An 8,849-nucleotide genomic window follows, 5' to 3' on the forward strand; every position below is an offset into this window, starting at 1 on the left:
CCGAGCATAGCCGTATCGCTCCCAGGAACCGATCGGGTATCCGACACGGCGCCACCCCGCGGAAGCGTCCCCCGGGGTGCCCCCTGGGGGACGGCTCCGGGGGACGGGGTCCGTCAGTACAGGGCCTTGAAGGTGTTCCAGCCGGCCGTGCCGATCATGACCCGGCCCGCGTACAGGCCGTTGCCGAGGTTCGTGTACCGCCACAGCTTGCCGGTCGTGTCGCGGGCGATCAGCTCGGCGCGACCGTCACCGGTGAGGTCGCCCACACCCACCAGGGAGTTGTACACACCCCAGCCGGCGCCGACCTTCACCCGGGCCGTCACACCACCGTTCGCCGTGCCGTAGTAACGCCACAGCACACCCGACGCGTCCATGCCGAGCAGGTCACCCCGCCCGTCACCGTTCAGGTCACCGGCACCGACGATCTTCCCGTACAGCTTCCAGTTCGTACCGATCTTCACCCGCGCACCCAGACGGGCGTCCTCCGTACCCGGGTAGAAGTACATGTCACCGGTCGTCTTCTGGCGGGCTATCAGGTCCTTGAACCCGTCACCGTTCACATCGCCCGACGAGGTCAGCACGTCGTACTGCCCCCAGCCCCGGCCGATGAACGTGTACCCGGAGTGGTCCGAGACGATCCGGCCGCAGCCCGGCTCGTAGCCGCGCAGCTCGTCGCCGACGCGCGCGTACACGTCGTTGCAGGAGTCGCCGGTCAGGTCACCGGTCGGCACCAGGAGCGTCGTGTTCGGGAAGTTGCCGCCCGCGCCGTTGGTCCGCGCGGCCAGACCGCCCGAGCCATTGCCCTTGTACAGCGACACCAGACCCGCCGAATCCATCACCAGCAGATCGCCGAGACGGTCGTCACCGGCCATGTCCCGCCACCCGAGGACCCGGCCCCCGGTCACGGAGATCCGTCCCGAGGCCGACAGGTCGCGGCCCTCGCCGTCGGCCGTGTTGGCGGTCAGCGTCCAGGTGAACGTGCCGTCGGTGACCAGCCGGCCCGAGGCGTCCTTGCCGTCCCAGCCGACGGCGATCCGGTCGCGCGTCTCGTTGCCGCTGTACGTACGGACCACCGCGCCGCCCACGCTCCGGCTCACCGTCAGCTGCCAGTACGAGGCCGGCTTCGACAGCGAGAAGGCGGCCTTCCAGCCCTCCGTCGCACGCGCGGCCGTCGGGGCGCTCGTCGCGGTGGCCGTCAGGTCGGAGGTGGGGACGCTCGTCCACAGCGCGTGGATCCGGTTCTCCGCGTCCTTGTACGCGACGGCACCACCGAAGCGGTCCACCGTCCACGCCTCCCGGCGCGCGCCCTGCACGGGCTCGGAGTCCACCAGTACGCGGGGCGCGGCGGCGATGCCGGAGGTGAAGTCGATCAGCCGGAGGTACGAACCGGGGCCCTGGTAGGCGAGGAAGCCGTCGCCGAGCAGACTCCCCCGGGACGAGGTCGCGGGCAGCGCGACCTTGGTGCCCTTCTGGAGGTCCACGACGCCCTGCTGGGAGAACTGGGCGCAGGCCCAGTACAGCCAGCGGCCGGCCGTCTGGAGTTCCGTCGGCACGCAGTTCGCGCCGGTGGCGAGCGGGCCGAGGTCCTTGCCGGTGGTCAGGTTCTTGCGGGCGACCTGCCCCACCGTGGCCGTACCGGTGAAGAGCGTCTCGCCGCGCAGCGCGGCCGCCGTCTGCGGCTGCCGGTGGACGACCGGCTGGGCGCCGGGCGCGGCGTCCAGGTCGACGACGAGGGTCTCCTCGCCGGTGACGAGGGTGCCGGGGAAGCTCGGGCGCCCGCCCTGGAAGACCGCCCAGCGGCCGGAGGCGTCGGTCAGCCAGCCGGTGTTCTTGCCCGTGTTGACGCGAGTGGACTCCTTGGCGGAGCGCCGCCCGACGACCTCCATGCCGGAGAGGCTCGTGGCCAGGTGGACCGTACGGCCGTCACCGGAGTCGAACAGCGGGGTCGTGGACTCCAGCTGCGCCTCGGACCCGACCGACACCGGGTCGGACTGGCCGGTGTGCATCGGACCGACCGGCAGGGTGCGGGCGAAGAAGCCCCGGCCGCTCTGGCCGTCCTGCTCCAGGGTGGAGAGCCGGCCGGCGCCGAGGGCGAGCGACTGCACCTCCGTCGCCAGCGGCTCGATCCGGCGCAGCTTCTCCAGGGCCGGCGCGCCGCCCTTGCCCGGGACGACCTTGAGCAGCGACCAGTCGGTGGCGGAGGAACCGCCGACGACGGCGGCGCCCCCCGCCCCGCCGACGATCTGGTTGATCTCGGACTCGGCCTTCTCCAGGAGCGTCTGCGGCTGGCCCTCGGGAGAGAGCGCGACGAGGCGCCGGTTCAGCGAGGCGTCCACGCCACTGGCCTCGCTGACGGCGAGGACCCAGTCGCCGACCAGACCGATGCGCTCGCGGCTCAGTCCCTCGGGCAGGTCGAACGCCGCCCGCTCGTCGACGCTCAGGTCGGACCGCTTCCGGACGTGGACCTTGCGGCCCCCGTCGACCCAGGCGATCCGGTCGGCGCTCAGGGCCACCGGCGCGACGAGGATGCTCTGCCCGACGGAGGTCGGCGCCTCGATCGCCGTCATCTGCCCCGTCCGCAGGTCGACGACGCCGAGGTAGGCGGGGTTGTACGGGTCACCGGTCCGGCCGAAGCGGAGCACGGCGGCGGTGTCGTCGCCCGCGACGAGCCGCGCCATGTGCAGGTCCGCGCCCGCGGGGAAGCCGGTGACGGGGATCTTGGTCGCCGTGGCGTCCCCGACGCGGCGGAGGTAGTAGCCCGTGGTCGTCTCCGACACGTCCTCGGACTCGTACTGCTGGAAGAGCAGGGTGTCGCCGAGCAGGCCCCGAAGGCTCGCGTCCTCCGGCAGGGTCAGCGGCTGCTCGGTGCCGGCCGCCAGGTCCCGGATGTAGTGGACGCCCGAGCCGCGCTGGACGTACGCGTACCGCCCGCCGACTCCGGTCTCGGCGAAGGCCGGGTTGCCGGAGCCGTACCCGAGGGACACGGTCTGGCCGGTCGCGAAGTCGGTCCAGAACTGCTCGCCGCCGAAGTGCTCGTCGGCGTCCTCGGTCTCGTGCACGTAGCCGTTGCCGCTGACCGCCTTGACGGTCGCCTGCCGCGGGACGGTCCGCCAGTTGGGCGTGATGTCCAGCTGGTCGCCGGGCGGTACGGCGGCGGGCAGGGCCGCCGGTACGGCGTTCCGTACGGCGGTGGCCGGCGTCGCGCCGATCACCGAGGCGACGAGCGCGGCGGCCACGACGGCCGTGAGCGCGCGACGCTCACGCGCGCGTGAAGAGCGTGCCAACGAGGGTCCCTCCCCGGGAAATCCTGAAGATGAGGAGACAGGGCGGAAGCCGGACCACCGTGCGCGCGCCCGGCCCCCCGGCCGACGCTTCCCGCCCATGTCAACAGGCCCGACAGTAACAGCCGCCACGGAGACCCGGCAGCCCGATACCCCGCACTTTCGAACCCGTTCAACGAACCGGGGCCCGCACGGCGAACATCCGCCGTACGGGCCCCGAACCACAGGGTCACGCGTCAGGTGCTACGACAGCGTCTTGTACATCTGCCAGCCGCCACCGATCTTCACGCGGCCTGCGAACAGGCCCGTGCCCGTGCCGTTGTACCGCCACAGCGCACCGGTCGTGTCCCGGGCTACCAGGTCCGCCTTGCCGTCGCCGGTGAAGTCACCGACGGCCGCGAGCGCGTTGTACGCCTGCCAGCCGCCGCCGATCTTCACCCGGCCGCCCAGCGTGCCGTTGCCGGTCCCGTAGTACCGCCACAGCACACCCGCCGTGTCACGGGCCAGCAGGTCGCCGACCTTGTCGCCGTTCAGATCGCCGACGCCGACGACCGCGTTGTAGATCTGCCAGCTGGTGCCGATCTTCACGCGGCCCTTGAACTTGCCCGCGCCGTCGTCGGCGTACATCCACAGCTCACCTGCAGGCGTGCGCGCCAGCAGGTCGGTACGGCCGTCGCCGGTCAGGTCCCCGGGCGCGGTCAGGGCGTCGTAGATGTTCCAGCCCGAACCGATCGTCAGCTTCGGCCCGCCCGGCGCGAAGGCCTTCCCGCAGCTGCCGTCGTGCCGCGTCAGCACACCCGCGGAACTCCGCACGAGCAGGTCGTTGCACCGGTCGCCCGACAGGTCACCGACCGGGACGACCGTCGAGGTGGCCGGCCAGCCGGTCGCCGTGGCTCCGGTGGCGAGGTCACCGGTGCCCGTGCCGGTCCGTACGGTCAGCGCGCCGGCCGGGGTGAGCCCCAGCAGGTCGCCCTTGCCGTCACCGCTGTAGTCACGCCACGTGGGGAGCGGCTTGACCGGGGCGGGCGCGGTGGTGGCCGCGCGCAGCTGGGTGGTGAAGTCGCCGCTGGACTGCTGCCACACGGCGACGGGCCGGTTGGCCGCGTCGACGGTGACCAGGCCGAGGGCGTAGCCCGTGGGGTTGGTGGACAGCGGCGTCGGGGTGGCGGACCAGGCACCGCCGACCCGCGCGGACGCCATCAGCTTCCGGTCCGTGTCGCCCTGGGTCCACACCGCGTGGACGGTGCCGTCCGGGCCGACCGTCAGGTCGAACTGGTCGTCGGGGACGTAGCCCGTGGAGATCGTCTTCAGTTCGGACCAGGTGCCGTTGGCGGCCCGCGTGGTGGTGCGCGCAGTGAACCCGGTGCCCTCGTCGTAGGCGACGCCGAGCAGGGTGACGTCGCCCTCCGGACCGACGGCGATCTTGCGCCAGGCGCCGCCCTTGAAACCGTTGGCCGGCTCCTCGGCGCTCCAGGTCGTGCCGGAGGCCGGACGCAGGGAGACGACCTCGGTCGAGGTACCCGCGGTCGGGGTGTCCTGGGTGGTCCAGACGAGCGCGGCATGGCCACCCCGGCCGAGCGCCAGCTTGGGGTTGTGCACGTACTGGCCGGGCTTGGAGACGGTGACCGGCTTGGACCACGTGCCGCCCGCCGCCCGGTCCGCGACCTTGATCTCACCGGTTTCGGGGCCGCCCTGGACGTAGGCCACGGTGGCCGTGCCCTGGGCCGAGTAGACGACCTCCGGCGCGGAGCTGAGGCCCTCGGTCGCCGTGGGCTCGTCGATCCGGGCCGGCTCGGACCAGGCGGCTCCGGGGGCGGTGCGGACCGAGGAGTACACCCCGGACTTCCCCTCCGAGGCTCCCTGCCAGACGGCGACGAGCTCGCCCGACGGCGAGCCGGCGAGCGTCCCGCTGTGCACCCAGCCCGGGTCGGTCATGATGTCCGTCGTGGCGGACCACGTGGTGGCGCCCGCCGCGAGGGTGGCCATGCGGAACGCGCCGCCCGGCTTCTCGTCGCCCGGCCCACCGTCGTTCGGGTACTCGAACCAGGACGCCGTGACGGAGCCGTCGGCCGAGACGGTGAGCTGGGCCTGGGAGCGCTGGCTGGGCAGCTCGGCGAGGACGTGCTGCGCGCCCCAGACGGAGCTGCCCGCCGGACGGACCGCCACGAGGAGGTCGTTCTTCTTGTGGTCCTCGGAGATGCGGTACCAGAGGGCGACGACCGCGCCGTCCTTGGCCGTCTTGAGGTCTTCGAGGCTGTGGATGGCCGCGCCGTCGGTCAGCGGAACGGACGCCGCCCACGGGTCGACCGTCGCGGAGGCGGCAGCGAAGGCGGTGACCGGCGCGGCGGTCGCCGTCGCGGCCAGCGGGCCGACGCCCGCGATCAGGGTCGCGGCGGTGACGGCCGCGATGGAATGACGAAGCAGAGCGCTACGAGGCACTCGAGTCCCCCTTTGAGGCATGCAAGCGTGAAGGCGCGCATGAGGAAGTCAGCGGTGCTCGTGCCGAACAGACGACGCCAGCGGCCCCCCGGCCACATCTCCCCCATGCGAGTGGCCTGATGCTAACAGCCACTCAGGCACCATGGAACTCGTTTTCGAACCCGTTCAAAGAGTCAGGGCCCGTACGTCACCGAAGTGTCGTACGGGCCCTGCTCAGCGTTCTCTCAGCGGGTTACGCCAGGTCAGCCGTTGCGCTTCCAGCGCGGCTTCTCGTCGCGGCGGCCGAAGGAGCCGCCGGTCGAGCCGGCGCCGCGGTGGTCGCCGCCGCGGTGGTCGTCACGACGGCCGTACGGGCGGTCGCCGCCCGAGCGGAAGCCGCCCGAGGGGCGGTCGTCGCGACGGTCGCGGTTGAACGGGCGGTCGCTGCCGCGGTGGCCGCCGGACGGGCGGTCGTCGCGACGGAAGCCGCCACGGTTGTCGTCACGACGCTCGAAGGAACGACCGCCGCGGTCGTCACGGTTGTCGCGGTTGAAGCCGCCCGAGGGACGGTCGTCACGGCGGAAGCCGCCACGGTCGCCGTCACGACGGTCGTTGTCCCGGCGGAAGCCACCGGACGGACGGTCGTTGTCACGACGCTCGAAGGAACGGCCACCGCGGTCGTCACGGTTGTCGCGGTTGAAGCCACCGGACGGACGGTCGTCGCGACGGAAGCCGCCACGGTTGTCGTCACGACGCTCGAAGGAACGGCCACCACGGTCGTCACGGTTGTCGCGGTTGAAGCCGCCCGAGGGACGGTCGTCACGGCGGAAGCCGCCACGGTCGCCACCGCGGTCGTCACGACGGAAGCCACCACGGTCGCCACCGCGGTCGTCACGGCGGAAGCCACCGCGGTCACCGCGGTCACGGCGCTCGTAGTTGCCCCGCTCGTCGCGGAACGCCGGGGTGCGCTCCTCGCGGCGCTCCTGGACCGGCTCGGCGGCGACGACCGCCGCGGCGACCTCGGCCTCGGCGGCCTCCGTCACCTCGGCGACCGCGGCCTCCGGGTCCTCGCCCCGCTCACGCGCGGAACGGGCGACCAGACGGTCGGCCTCCTCGCGGAGCTCGGCGGCGCGGCGCGTCAGACGCTCCAGCTGCTTGGTGAGGTCGGCGACCTCGCGCTCGGCCTGCTTGGCCGCGTTGTTCGCGGAGTCGGCCTGGACCTCGGTCAGCGAACGCGCACCGGTGATCTCGGCGACCTCCGGGTCGAACGCCCCGGCCCCGCCCACGATGTGGCGCGAGGCGTCGACGCCCGCGTCCTCCATGAGGCGGAAGATCTGGCGGCGCTGGTGCGGCAGCGCGAGGGAGACCACGACACCGGAGCGGCCGGCACGGGCGGTACGGCCCGAGCGGTGCAGGTAGTCCTTGTGGTCACCGGCCGGGTCCACGTTCAGGACCAGGTCGATGCCGTCGACGTGGATACCGCGGGCGGCGACGTCGGTGGCGACCAGCGCGTTGACGTAGCCGTCCTTGAAGTCGGCGAGGACGCGGGTACGGGCACCCTGCGTCATGCCGCCGTGCAGCGCGTCGGCCTTCACGCCGGCCTCGACGAGCTGCTCGGCGATGCGGTCGGCGCCCAGCTGGGTGCGGACGAAGATGATGGTGCGGCCCTTGCGGGCGGCGATGGCGGCCGTGACGGGCGCCTTGTCCTTCGGCTTCACGACGAGGACGTGGTGGGACATGGTCGAGACGTTGCCCTGGGCGCTGTCGACCTCGTGGCTGACCGGGTCGACCAGGTAGCGCTTGACCAGCGTGGAGATCTCGTTCTCCATCGTGGCCGAGAACAGCATCCGCTGGCCGCCGGCCGGAACCTGGTCGAGCAGCTCGGTGACCTCGGGCAGGAAGCCCAGGTCGGACATCTGGTCGGCCTCGTCGAGGACGGCGACCTGGATGTTCTCGAGGGAGCAGGCGCCGCGGTTGATGATGTCGCGCAGTCGGCCCGGGGTGGCGACGAGGATGTCGACGCCGCGCTCCAGGGCGTAGATCTGGTTGCCCATGGACGTACCGCCGCAGACGACCTTGATCTTCAGGCCGAGCACGTCGCCGTACGGCTGGAGGGCGTCCGCGACCTGCATCGCGAGCTCACGGGTCGGGGTGAGGATGACCGCGCGGGGCTTCTTCTTCTCGGTGTGGCCGCCGGCGAGCTGCGCCAGGGTCGGCAGACCGAAGGAGAGGGTCTTGCCGGAACCCGTGCGGCCACGGCCGAGGATGTCCTTGCCGGCCAGGGCGTCCGGGATGGTCGCGGCCTGGATCGGGAAGGGGGTGGTCACACCGTTCTGCGCGAGCTTGCGCACGACGCCCTCGGGCAGGCCCAGGTCGGCGAAGGTGACGGTGGGCTCGGAGGCCTCGGCCTCGGCCTCAGCGGCGTCGAAGTCGGTGTCGGCGTCGGCGTCGGTGTCGACCGTCTCGACGATCTCGGTGGCCTCTACGGCCTCGACGATCTCGTCGTTCTCGGGCATGACGGCGTGGTCAGGACTGAAAATGGACATGCGAAATGCGAAACCTTCCGGAGTCTCGGCACGCGCCCGTCAACTCCGTGAATTTCGCAAATCGACCGCCTCAATGCGGTCCAGCCACGGCTAGGGAGAGTACGCGCCACACGGCGCTCTTCTGTGTCGGCGCCGGGCAATGGGATCAAACGATCTACCACCATACGCACCCTCCCCCACCTATGGCAAACCGGACTGCGTCACACCGGCCCTCGCACCCGCCTTCGCACCGGGCCCCGCAACGGTCCTCACGCCGGTCCGACCTGCGGCGACGCCTCCGGCTCCACCGGCGCGCCAGGCCCGTCCGCCGCCCGCATGGCACCCATGTGGGTGTCCGCGCCCGGCGTCGCGGTCGGCGAGTCCGTCGGGTCGGGCGTCGGCTCCGGAGTGGGGCTCGGGCTCGGGTCCACGGTCGGCTCGGGCGTCGGCTCCGGCGGATCGACCGGTGGCGTCACCTCGCCACCCGGCGCGCTCGGCCCGCCCGCCTCGCCGCCGGGCCCACCCGGCTGCTGACCGGCCGGCTTCGGCTTGCCGCCCGAGGCCCCGCCCGCCTGAGCCTCCACGGGGGGCTTGCCCGAGGCCGACGGCGAGCCGCACTGCTGGC

The 8,849-nt window shown here is 72.5% G+C and carries 3 protein-coding genes and 1 pseudogene; all 4 read right to left on the bottom strand.

Going from position 1 to position 8,849, the window contains the following annotated elements; translation table 11 throughout:
• Positions 1 to 113: 113 nt before the first annotated feature.
• Positions 114 to 3,284 carry an FG-GAP-like repeat-containing protein gene (locus AB0E14_RS34360; protein ID WP_362427515.1) on the bottom strand — a complete coding sequence of 1,057 codons (3,171 nt, stop codon included), beginning with the start codon at positions 3,282 to 3,284 and terminating at the stop codon, positions 114 to 116.
• A 240-nt stretch (positions 3,285 to 3,524) separates the two neighbouring features.
• On the bottom strand, positions 3,525 to 5,720 hold the full coding sequence (locus AB0E14_RS34365) for an FG-GAP-like repeat-containing protein (RefSeq protein WP_362427517.1): 2,196 nt from the start codon (positions 5,718 to 5,720) through the stop codon (positions 3,525 to 3,527).
• A gap of 242 nt (positions 5,721 to 5,962) precedes the next feature.
• Positions 5,963 to 8,245 carry a DEAD/DEAH box helicase gene (locus AB0E14_RS34370; protein WP_362427520.1) on the bottom strand — a complete coding sequence of 761 codons (2,283 nt, stop codon included), beginning with the start codon at positions 8,243 to 8,245 and terminating at the stop codon, positions 5,963 to 5,965.
• Between the two features lie 248 nt (positions 8,246 to 8,493).
• Positions 8,494 to 8,849: pseudogene (locus AB0E14_RS34375) on the bottom strand (hypothetical protein); the annotation flags it as partial.

This window comes from Streptomyces sp. NPDC047981, assembly GCF_040653315.1.
In the GTDB taxonomy this organism is placed as follows: Bacteria; Actinomycetota; Actinomycetes; order Streptomycetales; family Streptomycetaceae; genus Streptomyces.